This is a genomic window from Hugenholtzia roseola DSM 9546 (genome assembly GCF_000422585.1).
In the GTDB taxonomy this organism is placed as follows: Bacteria; Bacteroidota; Bacteroidia; order Cytophagales; family Bernardetiaceae; genus Hugenholtzia; species Hugenholtzia roseola.
The window spans coordinates 1-17,172 of record NZ_AUGI01000025.1 but is presented as its reverse complement, the minus strand read 5'-3'; the positions used below and the strand labels follow the sequence as shown (position 1 = coordinate 17,172).

The following is a 17,172-nucleotide window of genomic DNA, read 5'->3' as shown; positions in this document are numbered from 1 at the left end:
ACATGCAACACTTAGGCTGACTAAATCAGAAAATATGAAGACTTGGCAAGACTTATATGCAAGTAGCACAATTCGACATCTACGACCAAAACGCCTCCGCACCCTTCTTCGACCCCGAATGGATGTTCGGAATCAAAGACGGGTTTGATATTGTTATCGGAAATCCGCCCTATGTGCAGTTGCAAAAAATTAAGGAGCAGCAGGCGGCACTCGAAAGGCAGGGCTACCAAACTTATACCAAAATGGGCGACCTATATGCCCTTTTTTACGAAAAAGCCAACCTCCTACTCAAAGAAAATGGGACGCTCGCCTATATCACCTCCAATAAGTGGATGCGGGCAGGATATGGCGAAAAGCTAAGGGCTTATTTGGCGCAACACACACAGCCCCTACAACTCATAGACCTTGGCGCAGGCATCTTCGAATCCGCTACCGTAGATACCAATATCCTTATCGCTGCCAAAAAAACAAAGCCCGACACACAAATTCCGCTCAAAGCACTCACACACCAAAACAAAAAAATCGCTATCAAGGAAAATTTCCAAAAAAATCATATCCTACTAAAAGTACCACAAAAAGATGCTTGGACTATCGCAAACCCCTTAGAACAGCGAATCAAACAAAAAATAGAAACCTGCGGAAAACCACTCAAAGACTGGGATATTGCCATTTTTAGAGGCATCACAACAGGCTACAACGAAGCCTTTGTCATTGATGCGCAAAAAAGAGCCGAACTGATACAAAAAGACCCCAAATCGGCGCAAATTATCAAACCCCTATTGAGAGGGCGCGACATCAAACGATACAAAGCCGAATTTGCCGACTTGTATTTGATAAATGCGCACAATGGCATCAAAAGTATTGGACTTTCTAAAATAGATATTCCAAAAGACTACCCCGCCATTTACGAGCATTTAAAGACCTTTCAAATACCATTAGAAAAACGACAAGACAAAGGCGACCATTGGACAAACCTTAGAAATTGCGCCTACTTGCAGGAATTTGAAAAGGAAAAGATTGTGTTCAATAAAGCATCGAAAGAAAAAGCATTTGCTATTGATTTATCTAAGTCTTACCTTCAAAACACAAGCTATTTGATTTGTTTTAAACATATATTTTATTTAATTTCTTTGTTAAATTCAAAATTGATTGATTTTTCATTTATGACCTTTTATCAGGGAGGCGGTATTGAGGGAGAAATAACAGTACAAGCATTAGAACAAATCCCTATCCCCGATATTTCCGCCGCCTCACGTCAGCCCTTCGAGGATTTGGTAGATGTGATATTAGCCAAAAAGGAGCGTGGGGAAGATACGCAGGCAGAGGAGTCGGCGATAGATGCGCTGGTCTTCGCCTTGTATGGGCTTGATGCAGAGGAAATCGCCTATCTTTCCCAACCGTCGTCGAGGGCGTTGCCCATAGGCGAGGTTTTTTCGAAGAAGAAGTAAAAAGAAAAAAAGAAAAAAAGAAACGCCTCGGCGACGGCTTTAGCCTCGCCGACGGCTAAAAAAAAACCTATAAGATTTTGGTTCTTATAGGTTTTCGCATTTTTGGTGTCGTTAGAATGGGCAGAAGGTCAAAAAACGGAATTTTGTGCTTCGCGCAAAGTTTCTGAACCCCCACCCTGCCCTCTCCCCATAGGGGAGGGTTCGAAAGCCAAATCATTTTTTTATGCTCGCATAAAAAAATGATACCGAATAAAAGCCCCTCCCTTTGGGGGAGGGGTTTGGGGTGGGGTGCATTTAAGGTTTTTATCGTTTGAAGGCGGTCTAAACCTAAGCGGTTGCGGTTTTCTTCTTGATAGGATTCCAAGGTTTTACCTCGTCGGAAGTGAAGGCTGCCGCCAAGTATTCGCGATTGAGCATCGCGATATAGTCTTGCGAAATTCCTTTGGGACACTCTGCCGAACACGCGCCTGTGTTGGTGCAAGAGCCGAAGCCTTCTGCGTCCATTTGTGCGACCATGCGCTCTGCGCGTCGTTTGCGCTCGGCTTTGCCTTGTGGCAAAAGGGCTAATTGAGAAACCTTTGCCGCTACAAAAAGCATCGCGGAGGCGTTCTTACAAGCCGCCACACAAGCTCCACAGCCGATACAAGTAGCGGCATCAAAGGCTTGGTCGGCAATATCTTTGGGAATTAGAATCTCATTGGCATCTCTGGCACTGCCCGTAGGGACGCTCACAAAGCCGCCTGCCTGCTGGATTCTATCAAAAGACGACCTATCTACCATCAAATCCTTGATAACAGGAAACGCCGAGGCACGCCAAGGCTCGATGACGATAGTTTCGTTGTTGGAAAATGAACGCATGTGGAGCTGGCAGGTGGTGATACCCTGCTTAGGTCCGTGCGGTCTGCCGTTGATATACATAGAGCAAGCACCGCAGATGCCTTCCCTACAATCGTGGTCGAAAACGACAGGTTCTTTGCCTTCATGTACCAATTTTTCGTTCAGAAGGTCAATCATTTCTAAAAACGACATATCCGAAGAAACATTGTCGATTTTATAGGTTTCGAACTTGCCTTTATCGTTGTTATTTTTTTGTCTCCAAACTTTGAGAGTATAATTGCGGAAGTCTTCAGCCATGGCGATAAAAGTTTTGAAGTGGGATTACGAATAGAATTGAGAACCTATAAGGGTTGAATCCTTATAGGTTTGTGCTATCTTATTTATAGCTACGCTGCGTAAGTTTTACGTTTTCGAAGATAAGTTCTTCTTTGTGCAAAACGGGGTCGGTAGCGTCCATGCCTTTTTCAGGATATTCCCAAGCGGCGGCGTAGGTATAATTTTCGTCGTCGCGTTGGGCTTCGCCTTCGGGTGTCTGATATTCCTCGCGGAAGTGTCCGCCGCAGGATTCGTTTCTATCCAAAGCGTCGAGAATCATCAGTTCGCCCAATTCTAAGAAGTCGGCTACACGTGCCGCCTTTTCAAGTTCGGTATTCAGTTCGTTTGCACTGCCGACCACTTTGATGTCGTTCCAGAACTGCTCCCGCAATTTGCGCACTTCTTCACGCGCTACCTTCAAACCTTCGGCTTTGCGCGACATGCCACAATAATCCCACATCACTCTGCCCAATTTCTTATGAATTTCATCGGGCGAAGTATTGCCCTTAATGCTCATAATCTTATTGAGGTAGGCTTTTGTACGATTGACCGCTTCGCCAAAGGCAGGGTGCGAAGTATCCTCTACTTTGTAGGGTTCTTTCGCCAAATAATCGCCTATTGTGTAGGGAATAACGAAGTATCCATCGGCTAAACCCTGCATCAAGGCACTTGCCCCTAAGCGGTTTGCGCCATGGTCTGAAAAGTTGGCTTCTCCTAAGGCATAAAGCCCTTCTACTGTCGTCATCAGGTTGTAATCTACCCACAAGCCGCCCATGGTGTAGTGTGGCGCAGGGTAAATGCGCATGGGTTCGGAATAAGGGTCTATGTTCGTAATTTGCTTGTACATATCGAAGAGGTTGCCGTATTTTTCCTCGATACGCGCTTTTCCGTCGCGTTTGATGGCATCGCGGAAGTCGAGATAAACGGCTTTGCCTGTCGCGCCTACGCCTAAGCCTTCATCACAGACGTACTTGGCATTGCGCGAAGCTACGTCGCGCGGCACAAGGTTGCCAAAAGTTGGATATTTTTCTTCCAAATAATAGAAGCGGTCTTTGTCTTCTATCTGATTGGGGTGCTTTTTGGTATCGGCAGGATTGCGCGGCACCCACACTCTACCGTCGTTGCGCAGCGATTCCGACATCAAAGTCAGTTTAGACTGATGGTCGCCTGAAACGGGGATACAAGTAGGGTGAATTTGCGTAAAGCAAGGATTGGCAAAATATGCCCCATGCCGATGCGCACGCCAAGCAGCAGTGGCATTACAAGCCATCGCATTGGTAGAAAGGAAAAAGACGTTGGAATATCCGCCTGTGCAAAGCAAGACCGCATGGGCGGCGTGCGATTCAATTTCCCCCGTAACCAAGTTGCGCGTTACAATGCCGCGAGCCTTTCCGTTTATCATCACTAGGTCGAGCATCTCTGTACGGGTGTGCATCTCCACTTTTCCCGCCGCAATTTGGCGATTGAGAGCCGAATATGCCCCTAAAAGAAGTTGCTGTCCTGTCTGTCCTTTGGCGTAGAAAGTACGCGAAACGAGTGCGCCACCAAAAGAACGATTGTCTAAAAGACCGCCATACTCACGCGCGAAAGGTACGCCTTGCGCCACACACTGGTCTATGATATTGACACTGACCTGCGCCAAACGGTGTACGTTGGCTTCGCGAGCGCGATAGTCGCCCCCTTTGATGGTGTCATAAAAGAGGCGATAGACGCTATCGCCATCATTGCGATAGTTTTTGGCAGCATTGATACCCCCTTGTGCCGCAATAGAGTGAGCGCGACGGGGGCTATCGTGAAAAGTAAAGGCTTTGACATTGTAGCCTAATTCTGCCAGCGACGCTGCCGCAGACGCGCCTGCTAACCCTGTGCCTACGACGATGATGTTGTATTTTCGCTTATTGGCAGGATTGACAAGGCGAATATTGAACTTGTGCTTATCCCATTTTTCTGCTAATGCTCCTTCGGGGACTTTACAATTAAAAGGTTTCATATTCAAGGCTTTTTATACAGATAAAGAATTTGTGGAAAGAAAATGTTTGGAAGCAAGGCATTGCTTTTTTACATGCCAAACATAAAAAACATGCCCACAGGGATAGCAGCGAAGGCAGCAGGCACGATAAGGGCAATAATAATCGTCGCTGTTTTGACAATCGGCGTGTATTTGGCATGGCGCAAGCCCAAAGTTTGGAAGCCGCTCTGTATGCCATGATAGAGGTGAAAGCCTAAGGCTGCCATAGAAACGACATAAAGTGCCACATACCACCATTGTTTGAAAGATGCTTCTACCAGCGTGTAGAGGTCTTTGTTGCCATTGGCATCTAAATTAAGCTGCCCAAAGTGCATCTCAAACCAAAAACTTTTCATGTGGATGACGATAAAGGCAAATACTATCGTACCCAAGACCGCCATATTTTTAGATGCCCAAGAGACACCGGGATTGTCGCCTACTTTGGCGTAGCTTTGCGGACGCGCCGACTTATTGGCAAAAGCCAGCATAATGCCCCAAATGGCATGCCCTAAGATAGAGGCATAAAGAAAATAAGACGTTGCCTTGATAAGGGGGAAAGTGGTCATAAACTTCGCGTAGGCGTTGAAGTCCAACGCGCCTGCCTGACCTTTGAGCAAAATGAGGTTGCCCGCCAAATGCACAAAGAGGAAAGTAGTGAGAAATAGCCCTGTAAGAGCCATAAGCAGCTTTTTGCCAATACTGCTATTGAAGGTACGAGTTAGCCAAGCCATATTGGAGTGGTGTTTGATGATTTTTAAATAAAATTTGACAAAAGAAAAGGGAAGAAAGCGTTTTTGAGTAGTAAAAGAATTGTGTATCGCAAAGGTTTTGTAGTGCCAAACAAGGCTCAAAGGCGATTTAAACGGCGTTTAAAACACTTTCGAGGGCTTTTGCCAACAGCTACAAAAAGCCTAATAAATTTGCATCAAAGGTACGCTTCAAATGCTTTATTTGCAATAAAAACCCCTTTGCAGGCGAAGATTTCATAAAAAATAACCCCTATTTTGAATGTTTCTAAATTGTGAAAAGCCCTTTGTCCCAACTTGCGCCTTTTGTGGGAAAAGGCAGGGGCGGCTTTCCCTTTTTTACAAAATATTTAGTAGCTTTGGCATTTGAAAAGGGCAGCATTGCTTCGGCGTGGCTTGTGTGGGTTGTCCCGAATTTGTTTTGATACCCTTTTGATACTTTATTTACAAAGAGTTGTCATTTCCCTCACCCCTCCCACCTCACCCCTCACCCCTCCCACCTCCCACCTCCCTTCTCACCTTTGTCATTTCCCATCTTGACTTTTTCCGCACCTATGCAAACAGAATTCCCTCCCCTAAACGATATACAGACTGCCGAACTTAATCCCAACTTGGAAGCCCCCATCAGAAACGATTGGAGCAGGGCAGAAATTACGGCAATTTATCAGATGCCGATTTTAGAACTTACCTACCGCGCCGCTACGGTGCATCGTGCCTACCACAACACAGGCGAAGTGCAGGTCTGCACCCTGCTTTCGGTCAAGACAGGCGGCTGCCCCGAAGATTGTGCGTATTGCCCACAGGCAGCACGTTATCAGACCGACGTAAAAGCCGAAAAAATGATGACCACAGATGCCATTGTCGGCAAGGCTGCCGAGGCATGGCAGGCAGGTAGCACGCGCTTTTGTATGGGTGCGGCGTGGCGAGAAGTCCGCGAAGGCAGAGATTTCGACCGCCTTTTAGAGGCAGTTAAGAAAATCAATCACATGGGCATGGAAGTGTGCTGCACCTTGGGCATGCTCACCGAAAGTCAGGCGCAAAAACTCAAAGAGGCAGGACTCTACGCCTACAACCACAATTTGGACACAAGCCCCGAATATTACAACGACATCATCTCCACACGCGACTACCAAGACCGCTTGCAAACTTTGGAAAATGTCCGCAAAAGCGGAATTTCCGTCTGTTCAGGGGGCATTATCGGCATGGGCGAAGCCGAAACCGACCGCATTGGTTTGCTACACACCTTAGCCACTTTGCCCGAACACCCCGAATCTGTACCCGTCAATGCCTTAGTTCCCGTAGAAGGTACGCCTTTGGAGGAGCAGGAAAAGGTATCTGTTTGGGAGATGGTCAGAATGATAGCCACAGCGCGTATCATTATGCCTAAGGCAATGGTGCGCCTTTCGGCAGGCAGAGTGCGCATGAGTTTGGAAGAGCAAGCCCTCTGTTTTTTGGCGGGTGCAAATTCTATCTTTGCTGGCGATAAGCTCCTGACAACGCCTAATCCGAGCTACATTTCCGACCAAGAGATGTTTCAAATCCTACAACTCACGCCACGCAAATCGTTTCAGTAAGCAAATTTTTATATAAAACGATAAAAGCAAAACCCTTAGCATTTTCAAAATGCTAAGGGTTTTTTATGTTATCGCATCTCCGCTATTGCATTTCCGAAAGTTCGAGCCAGCGCAGTTCTTTTGTTTCTAAGTCGGCTAAAATTTGGTTAAATTCATTACTCCATTCATTGATTTTGTCGTAATCGGTTTCGCCGCTTGCCAAAAGTTCGCTAAGTTGTTTTTTCTTTTTTTCCAAATTTGAAATTTCCTTTTCTAAAAGGTCAAATTCCTGCTTTTCTTTGTAGGAAAGTTTGCTGCCACTTTTAGCCATTTCGGGTGCAGGTGCCATTTTTTTGTTTTCCTTTTGCTCCTGTGAGCGGCTTTTTTCTTCGGAAAGGTAGTTTTTGAAATCAGAATAATTACCGGGGAAATCCTTGATTTTGCCCTCGCCCTCGAAGATAAAAAGGTGTTCGGTGAGTTTATCCATAAAATACCTATCGTGCGAAACCAAAATTAGGCAGCCCTCGAAATTATCTAAGAAATCTTCCAAAACGCCCAACGTCGTCAGGTCGAGGTCGTTGGTGGGTTCGTCTAAAATAAGAAAGTTCGGGTTTTTCATCAAAACCAAAAGCAACTGCAATCGCCTTTTTTCGCCGCCACTCAATTTTGAAATGACATCATACTGTTTTGAAGGCTCAAAAAGAAAATTGGTGAGCATCTGCGAAGCCGTAATTACCTGCCCTTTGGCTACTTCTATCACTTCGGCAATCGCTTTGACGGCATCAATGATGCGCTCATTTTCGTTGAAGGTCAGATTTTTTTGTGTGTAATAGCCGATTTTTGTATTATCGCCTAAATCAATTTTGCCTTTTTGGGGGCTTAAATTTCCCATCAGCAATTCGATAAAAGACGTTTTGCCTACTCCATTTTTTCCAACTAAGCCAATGCGCTCACCCCTTTGGAAGGCGTAGGTAAAGTTTTCCACTATCATCTTTCCATCTTGATGGACAAATTGTAGGTCGGAAATTTCGATGATTTTCTTACCCTGTCGGCTACCTTTCAGACTAATTTCTACTTTCTTTTGGTTTAAATTCTGATGTGCTTTTTCTTTTACGTCTTCAAAAGCATCGACGCGGTATTTTGCCTTCGTGCCACGCGCTTTGGGCTGCCTTCTAATCCAATCCAATTCGCGCTTGTATAAATTTCGCGCCTTTTCGGTTGTGGCTTGCAAGTCGGCTTGTCGGGCGGCTTTGTTTTCTAAAAATTGGGCGTAATTGCCCTGATGACGATAAATTTTGCCTTTTTCTAATTCAAAAATTACATTACAAATCCTATCTAAAAAATACCTATCGTGCGTAATAAGCAGCAGCGAAACCTGTGAGGCTGCCAAATAGCTTTCAAGCCATTCTATCGTGTCCAAATCCAAATGGTTGGTCGGCTCATCTAAAAGGAGCAGTTCGGGTTCGGAAAGCAGCACTTTGGCAAGTGCTACGCGCTTTTTCTGCCCTCCTGAAAGGTTTTCTACCAAAAGGCTTGTGTCGTGCAGACCCAATTTGCCCAAAATCTCTTTGATTTTTGCCTCTATTTCCCATGCGCCAAGCCTATCCATTTTTTCCAATAGGCTAAAAAAATCTTCGCTACTGGTATCGCCTAAGCGCATCTTTTGGTCGTAGGCTTGTAGCGTTTGCAGTGCCTCGCTTTCAGCCTCAAAGATGGCTGCCCAGATGGTCTGCCCTGCTCCAAATTGCGGCTCTTGCTCCAAATAAGCCCATTTGAGGTCTTTTTTGTATCCTACTGTCCCCGAATCGCTGCTCTCTTTGCCTGCCAAAATTTTCATAAGGGTAGATTTGCCTGCCCCATTTGCACCCACAATCGCAATTTTTTCGCCCAATCCAATGCCCAAATTGAGCGATTGAAAAAGCTGGCGTTCATTAAAACTTTTACTAAGATTTTCAGCAGAAAGAAGATTCATAAAAAGCGTTTGAAATGATAGAATTTAGACCAAAAAAAAGAATCGGCAAGGGTAGCCTTGTTTTTTGCACAAAAGGGTAAGCCTTTTTGGTAGGCAAAGATACAAAAGAAAAAGCAGTAGCCACTGTTTTAGCTTTTTTTAGGCTTTTTAAGGTGATTTTAAGCCCCTTGTGGCTTTCTTTTGTCGTTTTTTTTTGCGTATTTGCTTCAAATTTCGCTTTCGCCCTTTTGCCCTTCCAACTGCTCATAGGGTCTGAACGACCGCCGTTAGGGTTGGAAGACCCTCTTGGGGCGTGGCTGGCTTCTGTTATATCTCCATTTTAATCTCAAAAAAATGAAAGTTTTACGTGCAGAAAAGTTAGTAAAAAAATATAAAGGCAGAACTGTTGTCAATGAAGTATCCATCGAGGTCAAACAAGGTGAAATTGTGGGGCTTTTAGGACCCAATGGCGCGGGCAAAACTACCTCTTTTTATATGATTGTGGGCTTGGTCAAACCCAATTCGGGGCATATCTATTTAGACGACCAAATCATTACCGACCTGCCCATGTACCGTCGCGCCCAATTTGGTATCGGCTATTTGGCGCAGGAAGCCTCTGTTTTTCGCAACCTGACCGTAGAGGAAAACATTTTAGCACCCCTGCAAATGATGAACCTGAACAAAGCCGAGCAGCGCGATACAATGGAATCGCTCATCGAGGAGTTTCGCCTGCAAAGGTTTCGCAAAACGAAGGGCAAATTGCTCTCTGGTGGCGAGCGCAGACGCACCGAAATTGCACGTGCTTTGGCTACAAACCCCAACTTTATCCTCTTAGATGAGCCTTTTGCAGGCGTAGACCCTGTGGCTGTGGAAAATATCCAAATGCTGGTTGCCAAACTCAAAAATAAAAATATCGGCGTGCTTATCACCGACCACAACGCCAACGAAACCCTTTCTATCACCGATAAGGTCTATATTATGTTTGAAGGCAAACCATTTGTATCAGGCACGCCCGAAGACATCGCCGTCAATGAGGACGTAAAGGCGCGTTATTTTGGTAGGCAGTACGAATACAAGCGCAAAATCTTTTCTTTTGAAGACGAAGAAGCCTTTTAGAAGAGGCGAAAAAGAGGGCTAAAAGTAGGCTTTGATACTATTAAAATCTTACAAATTCTAAAAAAAATACTATGCTAATCTTTCTTAAAAAACACTTTTTTTTGTATTTTCCTATTCTTTCGCTCTTTTTTTTAGGATTTGCGATACCACCTAAGGCAGCGGCGCAGTTGCTTTGGGAAATCAAAGGAAATGGCTTGAAAAAAAGTTCTTATCTTTTTGGTACGATTCACATGGGCGAAAAACGCGCCTATGCACACGTAGAAAAGGTGATGCCCTATATAGAACAGACAGAGGTCTTTGCAGGCGAATTAGACCTCAATCTCAATGCCTTAGAATCGGTTTCTGCCATCATGCCGCTTATGTTTATGAAAGGCGACACTACTTTGGAAACCTTGCTCGACTCGGCACAGTACCAACAGGTGCGAAAGCAAATCAAAGAAGACATGCCTTTGCTTTATCCAATGGTAGATAAAATAAAGCCTATCTTTTTGATGGTATTTCTTTCCGAAGCAGGCAACCAAAAGCCTACTCTTAGCCCTACGGGTGCAGATTCTACCAAAAAAATAGAACCTCCACTGGATTTGTACCTGCAAGAGATTGCGCGAGGATTTGAAAAGGAAGTTATCGGACTTGAAACATTGAGCGAACAATTAACCGCTTTTACAGCCATTTCACTCGAAGAACAAGCCCAAATGCTTATCGGTGCGATTGAAAATAAAAAGCAGACCCAAGAAAATGAAGGCGTAGATGCCTATTTAGAGCAAATGCTAAACTGGTATGCCGCCGAAGAACTCGATAGCCTCTACCAATTTGCCGTTTCTTCTTCGTCGGAAGAATTTAATAAGCACCTCCTTTTGATACGAAATCAACACATGTCGGAAAGAATTGCGACAAAAATCCGAAACCAAACGCATTTTATCGCCATCGGGACGGCACATTTAAGCGGCGAAAAGGGCGTGATTGCGCTTTTAGAAAAGGAAGGCTTTGTGCTTGTTCCACTTTCCGCGCCTACTTCAAAAAAGGAAAAACAAAAAAGCGATAAAAATAGTAATCAAAATAAAAATCTGGTAGAAAAGGAAAAAAAATGATAGGAATTTGAAAAATCTTAGCCTTTGCACAGTAATTAAGCCAAACCCTAAGTGTCTTCAAGTCGCTTAGGGTTTGGAATTGAATCATGCCTTCTAAATTTTTCTATTAGATATGAAAAAAATAAAAAAACTGATTTTTCTCGCCTTTGGGTTAATTTTCTTGTTTTTGGGTTCAAATCTTTGGCACTTGCAAGCACAAAATCAAACGCCTGATAGGGCAGCGGAAACAGGTTTTTGGCTTCTCGAAGGGCGCGTCTTGGATAAGCAAACGCAGGAGGCGATTGCTTTTGCAAACCTTTATGCAGGGCAGGGGCAGGGTGCAGTTTCAGACGTGAATGGCTTTTTTTCGCTGAAAATAAAAAAAGAAACGCCTTTTGTGCCTCAAAACTTACGTATTAGTTTTATCGGCTATCAGACCCAAAATCTTACCTTAGATTCCGCTTGGCTTTCGGCGCAAACCCTACAAAGACCAAAGGCAGGGCAGCGGAAAAAAGACGAAGCGACACTTATTTTTTATTTAGAAGCCAATACCGAACTTCTTTCCGAAGTCTTGATAACGGACAAAAAAGACCCCGCCTATGCGATTATCGAGCAGGTCTTGAAAAATAAAAAACGCCACAATCCCTATCAAAATCAGGCATTTAGTTGTGAAATTTATCATAAGTTTGTGCTTGTGCCTATCTTCCCAAAGACAGCAGAAGCGGATAGCGTTTTCAAAAACAATCCCCTTTTGGATAGCTTGTATTTGGGTTTGATGGAGTCGGTTTCGGCTTATCACTACCAAAAACCCGATTGGATAGCGGAAGAAATTTTGGCAAACCGTCTATCAGGCTTCAAAGAACCGCGCTTGGCTGTTTTGGCAACCCAACTTCAACCCTTCGCCTTTTACGAGGAAACGTTTGAAATTTTGGAAAAAACTTACGTCAGCCCTATTGCAGATGGTACTTTTAATCGTTATGAATTTGAACTACAAGATACCCTTTTTCGCGCCCAAGATTCTCTTTTTCTGATTCGTTACGCGCCCATGCCACAAAAAAACTTCAACGGACTGACGGGCTTGCTCTATGTCAGCAGCAGGGGATATGCCCTCGAAAATGTGCTTGCCGAGCCGCTTGCTTCTGAAAATAATTTGCTACATTTTAAATGGCAACAAAAATATCAATTTCTAACCTATTACGACACACTTTTGGGGGAAGGCATTGAAAAAAATAGCCGCCTAAAAATTGAAAAATGGTTTCCAGAACAGTTGAATATTTCCTTACAATTCAAATCTTACCCTTCGCCTGATGTGCAGCTCCGCATGGAAGGTAAAAGTTTTGTTCAAAATGTTAGTTTTTCTACCAATAAAAAAAGAAAAGCAGGTCTTACGGGGCTTAGTTTCACAAAAACACCGCTTTCTTATACCAAAGATAGCGTTTTTTGGAACAAATATAGAAATACACCCTTAGATGAAAGAGAGCTTCGTACTTATGCCGTCGTGGATAGCTTGGGTGAAAAATTGCCCTTAGATTTGGCGATGAATCTATTGGGCGGTTTGGCGGTAAATCGCCTGCCGATAGGAAAGCTCGATATTTTGCCTCATTATTTGTTTGGATATTCCAACGATTACGAAGGTTTTAGATTGGGTTTGGGAGCGCAATCGCGTTTTTCGCGCTTCTTTTTTTTGGGAGGCGCAGTGGGTTATGGCTTCAAAGACAAAGCCTTTAAGTATCGCAGTTGGGCTACGGTCAAATTTTCAAATCGCGCTCATCTGACTCTTTCCTACAAAAACGACGTAGAAGAAAGTGCCAATAGAAATTGGGACAACCTTTGGGCAATGGCAGACCCTGCCTTAGATTTTCGCCGCTTTCGCGCCTTTCGTTTTGATGCACATAGGCAGTGGGGCGCGTTGCTTAGTTTGCGTCCGCAGCGGTATCTCAAAATTGAACTAACAGGCAGGGAAAGCGAAATTCGTCCGCAATATGCCTATGCTTTTGCTTCGGAAGAGGGGGCAGCTTTGGATACTAACGTTTTCAAAGTCAGGGAGTTAGGTTTTCAAATGCGCTTTGCCTACAAAGAACGCTTCACCGAACAATTTGGAAAAGTAGTGTCTTTGGGTACAGACGCGCCTATCGTTTGGCTTGCCCTACAAAGGGGTATTTTGTACCAAAATTATTGGAAATTGCAGCTCGATTTTGAAAAAACTTGGAAATGGAAAATGTGGGGCGAAACCGACTTATCTTTACAAGTAGGCAAAATTTGGTCGGAAAAAAGCCTGCCCTATCCCTTTCTCTTTGATGGAGGCGGCATCAAAAATTCAATATTTTACGGTCTGAATCCGAAAAAATGCTTTTATACCATGCCCCTGTATGCCTTTGCTGCCGAGCAGTATGCCCATATTTTTTTGCAGCACCATTTCAAAGAATTGCTTTTCAAAACGCGCTATTTTGCGCCGCAAATTTCGCTGGTGCATCATATCGGTTGGGGGCTTCTTTCGAATCAGGAAGCGCACAAACATTTGCAGGTACAGGGCTATGAAAAGGGCTATGCCGAAGCAGGTTTGCAGCTACAAAATCTCTTCAAACTCAATTATAGAATCTACAAAATAGGCTTTGGTTTAGGCGGCTATTATCGTTATGATAGTGGAAAAAGTAGCCTTTGGCGCGATAATGCTGCCTTTAATCTTTTAGTGGGCGTGAGTTGGTAGGCGGGATTTTGCCGAAATTTATAGCCTGCATTTTTGATTTTTTGGCAAAATAGGCTTATCTTTACAGACTATAAATAAAGGGCTTAGAAAAGAGGTGCTTTTGCTGCCTCTCTATTTTTTTCCTTCGCTATCGGGAAAAAAGCCCCCAATAACGGTAAAATAGCCAAAAACAACACCACACCATTCATAAGCCTACAACAACGATGACACAGATAAACGAATCCCTGACCAATGCAGCCCTTTCCAACTCGCCTACTACCGCTGCCTTCTCGAAGGAGGAGGTTCTGCGCGACTACCGTATCGGGTGGGAAAGCCGTCATGCAAGTCTTATCGGACGCAAGGAAGTTTTTATGGGCAAGGCAAAATTTGGCATCTTCGGCGATGGCAAGGAAGTGCCGCAATTAGCCTTAGCGAAAGCCTTTCGAAAGGGCGACTTCCGCTCTGGTTATTATCGCGACCAAACGTTTATGTTGGCACTTGGCGAACTGACTTTGGAGCAATATTTTGCCCAACTCTATGCCCATACCAGCGTGGAGGCAGAGCCTGCGTCGGGTGGTAGGCAAATGAATGGACATTTTGCCACACGTTCATTAGACGAAAACGGAAATTGGAAAGACCTAACGGCACAGTACAACTCGTCGGCAGATATTTCGCCTACGGCAGGGCAGATGCCGCGTTTGGTAGGCTTGGGCTTGGCTTCAAAATTTTTCCGCCAGAATCCCGAATTGGCAGCTTTTCCACACTTTTCTAATAAGGGCAATGAAGTTGCTTTTGGTACAATCGGCGACGCTTCTACTTCGGAGGGGCATTTTTGGGAATCGCTCAACGCCATTGGGGTCTTGCAAGTGCCTGTCGTGATGTCGGTCTGGGACGACGGCTACGGCATTTCTGTTCCTAAAAAATATCAGACCATCAAAGAGAGCATTTCAGAGGCGTTGATAGGTTTTCAGCGTACCGAAGAAAAGGCGGGCTTCGAAATTTTTAAGGTCAAGGCTTGGGATTATCCTGCTATTTGTAAGGTCTATAAAGATGCGTCCCTTTTTTCACGCCTGCATCATATTCCTGTCCTGATTCACGTAGAGGAAGTTACGCAGCCGCAGGGACACTCTACTTCGGGTTCGCACGAGCGATACAAAACCAAAGAGCGTTTGGAATGGGAGCGCGAGTATGATTGTTTGGTGCAGATGCGCAAATTTATCCTTTCGCAGGGATTGGCTACCGCCGAAGAACTGGAATACATAGAAAAAGCGGCGCAAAATAGAGCCAAAGAAGCCCGCAACAACGCTTGGAACGCCTTTGTGCAGGACATGAAGCCCGACCATGAGTCGGCACTCTTTTTAATAGAAAGTGCCAAAGAAGTTTCTACTACCCAAAAAGAAAGTTTGGCACAGATTCATCAAAAATTGGCTGCTACCCTTAATCCCATGCGTGCAGATGCCGTAGAAGCAGTTAAGGCGGCTATCTATGCCTTGCGTTTTGAAAGGGCAAATCCTTATTTAGCCGAATTGAGAGCTTGGGTAAAACGCACAGCCGAAGAAAATTTTGACCGTTATAGTTCGCATCTCTATTGCCAGACGGAACGCGCCGCCTTGAAAGTAGAAGAAATCAAACCTATTTATTCTCAAAATTCGCCTACCGTAGATGGGCGCGAAGTCTTGCAAGCCTGCTTTAAAGCCATTTTCGAAAACAACCCCTTGGCTGTGGCTTTTGGCGAGGACGTAGGCAGAATTGGCGACGTAAATCAAGCCTTTGCGGGTTTGCAGGAAATTTTTGGCGAAATTCGCATCTCTGACACAGGTATTCGCGAGGCGACGATTATGGGACAAGGTATTGGTTTGGCAATGCGCGGCTTGCGCCCGATTGCCGAAATTCAATATTTAGACTACCTGCTATATGGCTTACAGACCCTTTCCGACGATTTAGCCACTGTGCGTTATCGTACCAAAAATGGGCAACATGCCCCTATGATTATCCGCACACGCGGACATCGCTTAGAAGGAATTTGGCACTCTGGTTCGCCTATTGGTATGATTCTAAATGCGCTTAGAGGAGTCTATGTTGCTGTTCCGCGCAATATGACCCAAGCGGCAGGTTTTTACAATACCTTTATGAAGTCGGACGACCCCGCCCTTATCATCGAGTGTCTGAATGGCTACCGTTTGAAGGAGCAAATTCCCAACAACATAGGTGAATTTACTGTGCCTTTGGGCGTGCCAGAAGTTTTGCGTCAGGGTAGCGATATAACTGTTGTAACCTATGGCTCGATGTGTCGAGTCGTGATGGCAGCGGCAGAGCAGCTTGCCAAGATGGACATCGAAATCGAGGTGATAGATGTGCAAACGCTTATTCCTTTTGATAGAGCAGGCGTAATTATAGAATCGCTCCGCAAGACCAACCGCATTATCTTTGCCGACGAAGATGTTTCGGCAGGTGCGACAGCCTACATGATGGCAAAGGTTTTAGATGAAAATGAAGGATATTTCCTTTTAGATTCAAAACCTATTTGTGTAGCGGCGCAAGACCACCGTCCGCCCTACGCCTCTGATGGCGATTATTTCACCAAGCCCAACATAGAAACGGTAGTAGAGGCTGCCTATGCCCTGATGCACGAGGCAAATCCTGCGCTTTATCCGAGCTTGTATTAGAGAAAATCGGTGTTATTACAACAGTACAGTTAGAAGGTCAAAAAACGGGGTTTTGTGCTTCGCACAAAGTTCCTGAACCCCCACCCTGCCCTCCCCTCATAGGGGAGGGTTCGAAAACCAAATTATTTTTTTTGCATTTATGCAAAAAAAATGATTCCGAATCAACGCCCCGCCCTATGGCAGTGATGTTAAATTCTAAAAATTAGGTCGAATGTAGGGACAAGGCATTGCCTTGTCCGCAGTGAGATTGAAATAAAAAAGGAATGAACCCCACCCTGCCTTCCCCCAAAGGGAGGGTTTCAAAACCAAATTTTATTTCGTGTCAAATTTGAAAAAACAAGGCTTTTTACAGAACTTAACATTACTGCATAGGGGAGGGTTCGAAAACTAAATCATTTTTTTATGCGAGCATAAAAAAATGATAACGCATAAAAGCCCCGCCCTATGGGGCAGTGATGTTAAGTTCTGTAAAAAAAGCTATCTTTGCATTTTCTACTGCGAAACAAAATTTGGTTTATGGACTTTTCTCTCTTTATCAGCCAAATGCAAGACCCTCGTCGTCGGGTCGGGCAACGCTATCCGTTTGATGCGATGATGTGGATGATATTTCTAAGCATTGCTTGTGGTTATGAAAGTAGCCGTAAAATGGCATCTTTTTGTAAAGCTCAAGAAGACCTGTTTGTTCGGCATTTCAAGCTAAAACATGGTGTCCCCAGCCATGTAACCTTTCATAGTTTGCTGTTTCATTTAAATAGTCATCTTTTTTGTGATGCTTTTAA

General features: G+C 44.5%; 11 protein-coding genes. 7 read left to right on the top strand and 4 right to left on the bottom strand.

Translation table 11 applies throughout. The features are described from left to right. The first annotated feature begins 56 nt into the window (after positions 1 to 56). Positions 57 to 1,448, top strand: coding sequence for an Eco57I restriction-modification methylase domain-containing protein (locus G500_RS0100075; protein ID WP_027001114.1), 1,392 nt, complete (start codon positions 57 to 59; stop codon positions 1,446 to 1,448). A 327-nt stretch (positions 1,449 to 1,775) separates the two neighbouring features. Here the strand turns inward: G500_RS0100075 and G500_RS21740 are convergent, their stop codons facing one another. From G500_RS21740 to G500_RS0100055, 3 genes are all read right to left on the bottom strand, one after another. After that, entirely contained in the window at positions 1,776 to 2,582 is an 807-nt protein-coding gene (locus tag G500_RS21740; protein WP_051203168.1) for a succinate dehydrogenase/fumarate reductase iron-sulfur subunit, read from the bottom strand. Positions 2,583 to 2,661: 79 nt separating this feature from the next. Continuing rightward, positions 2,662 to 4,590 carry a fumarate reductase/succinate dehydrogenase flavoprotein subunit gene (locus G500_RS0100060; RefSeq protein WP_027001112.1) on the bottom strand — a complete coding sequence of 643 codons (1,929 nt, stop codon included), beginning with the start codon at positions 4,588 to 4,590 and terminating at the stop codon, positions 2,662 to 2,664. 68 nt (positions 4,591 to 4,658) lie between these two features. Next, positions 4,659 to 5,339, bottom strand: coding sequence for a succinate dehydrogenase cytochrome b subunit (locus G500_RS0100055; RefSeq protein WP_027001111.1), 681 nt, complete (start codon positions 5,337 to 5,339; stop codon positions 4,659 to 4,661). A gap of 569 nt (positions 5,340 to 5,908) precedes the next feature. Here G500_RS0100055 and bioB point away from each other — a divergent pair. Further along, positions 5,909 to 6,928 carry a biotin synthase BioB gene (gene bioB / locus G500_RS0100040; RefSeq protein ID WP_086047753.1) on the top strand — a complete coding sequence of 340 codons (1,020 nt, stop codon included), beginning with the start codon at positions 5,909 to 5,911 and terminating at the stop codon, positions 6,926 to 6,928. A gap of 82 nt (positions 6,929 to 7,010) precedes the next feature. Here bioB and G500_RS0100035 read toward each other — a convergent pair whose 3' ends face one another. Continuing rightward, a complete protein-coding gene (locus tag G500_RS0100035; RefSeq protein WP_027001109.1) occupies positions 7,011 to 8,879 on the bottom strand; it encodes an ABC-F family ATP-binding cassette domain-containing protein in 1,869 nt (622 codons plus the stop codon). A gap of 333 nt (positions 8,880 to 9,212) precedes the next feature. Here G500_RS0100035 and lptB point away from each other — a divergent pair, with 333 nt between their 5' ends. From lptB to G500_RS21735, 5 genes are all read left to right on the top strand, one after another. After that, entirely contained in the window at positions 9,213 to 9,974 is a 762-nt protein-coding gene (gene lptB, locus G500_RS0100025) for an LPS export ABC transporter ATP-binding protein (protein ID WP_027001107.1), read from the top strand. Between the two features lie 101 nt (positions 9,975 to 10,075). After that, the gene (locus G500_RS0100020; RefSeq protein WP_161626044.1) at positions 10,076 to 11,062 is read left to right on the top strand and encodes a TraB/GumN family protein; all 987 of its coding nucleotides are present in this window, start codon (positions 10,076 to 10,078) and stop codon (positions 11,060 to 11,062) included. Between the two features lie 112 nt (positions 11,063 to 11,174). Further along, positions 11,175 to 13,748, top strand: a complete 2,574-nt coding sequence (locus G500_RS0100015; RefSeq protein ID WP_027001105.1) for a DUF5686 and carboxypeptidase-like regulatory domain-containing protein — start codon at positions 11,175 to 11,177, stop codon at positions 13,746 to 13,748. 203 nt (positions 13,749 to 13,951) lie between these two features. Further along, positions 13,952 to 16,393 (top strand): alpha-ketoacid dehydrogenase subunit alpha/beta, encoded by a 2,442-nt coding sequence (locus tag G500_RS0100010; RefSeq protein WP_035755792.1) that lies wholly within the window; start codon positions 13,952 to 13,954, stop codon positions 16,391 to 16,393. A 516-nt stretch (positions 16,394 to 16,909) separates the two neighbouring features. Beyond that, positions 16,910 to 17,172: transposase family protein (locus tag G500_RS21735; protein WP_035755790.1), on the top strand; the 263-nt coding region annotated here is incomplete at its 3' end.

Coding starts and splice junctions, on each gene's coding strand:
- G500_RS0100075 (WP_027001114.1), top strand. CDS start 57: ATGCAAGTAGCACAATTCGACATCTACGACCAAAACGCCTCCGCACCC.
- G500_RS21740 (WP_051203168.1), bottom strand. CDS start 2,582: ATGGCTGAAGACTTCCGCAATTATACTCTCAAAGTTTGGAGACAAAAA.
- G500_RS0100060 (WP_027001112.1), bottom strand. CDS start 4,590: ATGAAACCTTTTAATTGTAAAGTCCCCGAAGGAGCATTAGCAGAAAAA.
- G500_RS0100055 (WP_027001111.1), bottom strand. CDS start 5,339: ATGGCTTGGCTAACTCGTACCTTCAATAGCAGTATTGGCAAAAAGCTG.
- bioB (WP_086047753.1), top strand. CDS start 5,909: ATGCAAACAGAATTCCCTCCCCTAAACGATATACAGACTGCCGAACTT.
- G500_RS0100035 (WP_027001109.1), bottom strand. CDS start 8,879: ATGAATCTTCTTTCTGCTGAAAATCTTAGTAAAAGTTTTAATGAACGC.
- lptB (WP_027001107.1), top strand. CDS start 9,213: ATGAAAGTTTTACGTGCAGAAAAGTTAGTAAAAAAATATAAAGGCAGA.
- G500_RS0100015 (WP_027001105.1), top strand. CDS start 11,175: ATGAAAAAAATAAAAAAACTGATTTTTCTCGCCTTTGGGTTAATTTTC.
- G500_RS0100010 (WP_035755792.1), top strand. CDS start 13,952: ATGACACAGATAAACGAATCCCTGACCAATGCAGCCCTTTCCAACTCG.